The organism is Caballeronia udeis, from assembly GCF_001544555.2.
GTDB classification, from domain to species: domain Bacteria; phylum Pseudomonadota; class Gammaproteobacteria; order Burkholderiales; family Burkholderiaceae; genus Caballeronia; species Caballeronia udeis.
On record NZ_FCOK02000175.1, the window covers coordinates 1 to 2,304 of the forward strand.

The 2,304-nt window shown below is 61.3% G+C and carries 1 protein-coding gene; it reads left to right on the top strand.

Translation table 11 applies throughout. The features are described 5' to 3' along the window. Nucleotides 1–2,304: beta strand repeat-containing protein (locus AWB69_RS49090; RefSeq protein ID WP_062093201.1), on the top strand; the 2,304-nt coding region annotated here is incomplete at both ends.

The window sequence follows — 2,304 nt, forward strand, 5'->3', positions numbered from 1 at the left end:
TATAACGGCGCTCAGGGTACGGATGCAACGCAACTGACCGCGAAGCTGGCCTATGCAGACGCGTTCACGGCAGCGGTTGGCCAATCAGTGTCGGCTCAGCTTGCTTACTCCAGCCCGGCATCAGCAGCCAATGCGCGCGCAGCAGTGTCTACGGTAGTTGACACGACTTCGGAAGCAACCGCTCAAGCAGCGCTTCCGACAACGCTGGCAAACATCGGCAGCGGTACAGTTGGTCAAACGTTCACGCTGACTGCGGGTGTGGATAACATCACGCTGACGGGTAACAACAACGTGGTCAACGGTTTCGCTCACAACGTTACAACACCAGCGGCCAATACGTTCACGTCGGGCGATACGATTTCCGGTACGGGTACCGGCAACGTCCTGAACCTTATCGACCAAAATACGGGTGCCACGTGGACCGCGTTGGGTGTCGCAGGCATTACCGTCTCGGGTATTCAGACGCTGAATTTGATTTCCGGTGAACCGACAGCCGCTAATACGGTTACGACCACGGAAGGTTTCGCTGGTCTGACCGCGTTGAACGTTTCGGATGTAGGCGGCTCTGCGCTTACGGCGGCGAACACGACCGCTATTACGCTGGTAGACGCCGCGGCGTCTGGTGCAACCGAATCCGTACAAGGCGGCTCGTCCGTTACCGTGACGGCCAACAATGTCACGAGCGGCGGCACCATCAGTGTCGGCACCACGACCGCTCCCACGGGCGCTGTTGTCGTCACCGCAAACGAAGCGTCTTCGCAAACGGGCGTCCTTACGGCAGATGTGATCAACGTCACGGGCGGTACGACTGTCAAGATCGCGGCCAATCTGAGCGGAGCAGCTGGTTTGGGCAACACGGTGACCGGCGGCGCGGTCACCGTCACTGGCACGTCGGTAACGACGAACGTAACGGTGAACCAGACGGCAGCGGCGACGGCATCCGCGACCGTTGCAGGGGTCGTGGACGGTAACGTTACTATCAATGACGTCAACCAAGGCAGCACAACCAAGGCAGGCACGATTACCAACGTCTCCCTTGCCAACTACGCTACGGCCGCGATCAACGACAACGCCCTGACCACTTTGACGCTAGCGGGTAGTGGCGGCGCCCTGACGCTGACCGACGCGCTGACGACTCCGACCGTCACGACGCTGGCTTTGAATGTCAACGCTCTGAACGCAACGAGCTTCGTCGATGCCAACGGTGAAATCAGAACTTTGAACGTGGTGACGGGTGGCACGACCGGCTCGACGATCGGCACGGTGACCGACGCCGGCCTGACGACCTTGAATGTGTCGGGCACGCAACAGCTCACGATCGGCACTGCGCCGGCCAGCCTCACGTCCGTCGCAGTCAGCGGCGGCGCAGGTGCCAACGTAGCGCTGGGTACGACTACGAGCTTCGTGTCCACGAGCACGGGCACCGACGTAGTGTCGATTTCGGCTGCTGCTACCAAGGCCATCGCCGGTAACGGTACGGCTGCTGAAGAAATCGTGTGGAACAACAGCGCTGCGGCGCCTGCCAGCACGGGTACGGGCGCAGCTCAGGTGAGCACGCTGGGCACGGTATCGGGCTTCCATGTGCTGGGTCTCGGCGCAGCCGTGGGAGCGGGTGTCGCTGAAACCTTCTTCCTGGGCAACAACGCGGCTTTCACCGCTATCGACGTCCAGGGCGGCGGTGTCCTTGGTGCGAACATCAACGCGCTTACGGTTCAAGGTGTTGCAGCAGGCGGTTCGCTGTCGATTGACGCGGGTTACGCTGGTACGGTTTCCTTCTTCACGGCAGATACGGCTGGCACGACCGACAGCCTGGCACTGACGCTGGGTTCGGCCACCACCAAGGCTGCTTTCGGTATCGGTGGCCTGACGCTGGGCGACGCTAACCAAGCCCTTGACGGCCTTGGCAACGTGACGGCGACCATCAATGACAGCGGCGTTGGTGCACTGGGCGTGGTTACCATCGGCAGCCTGAGCGATTCGTCGTTGACGAACCTGACGGTGAAGGGCACGGGCGGCCTGACGATTACCAACGCGTTCGTTGACACAGCAGCCTCGCTGACCATCAACGGCACCAGCACCAACACGCAGGGCATCGCGTTCACCACCGGCATCACCGACTCGAACCTGTCGACCCTGACGTTGACCGGTACCGACAACATCAACCTCGGCACGGTAACGGGCAACAGCCATGGCATCACCGTGAACGGTTCGGCAGACAATGCGAACGTCACGCTGTCGCTTAACAGTCTGGGCGCTGCTACCGGCACGTCGGTGTTCACCGATAGCATCACGCTGGGCAACGGC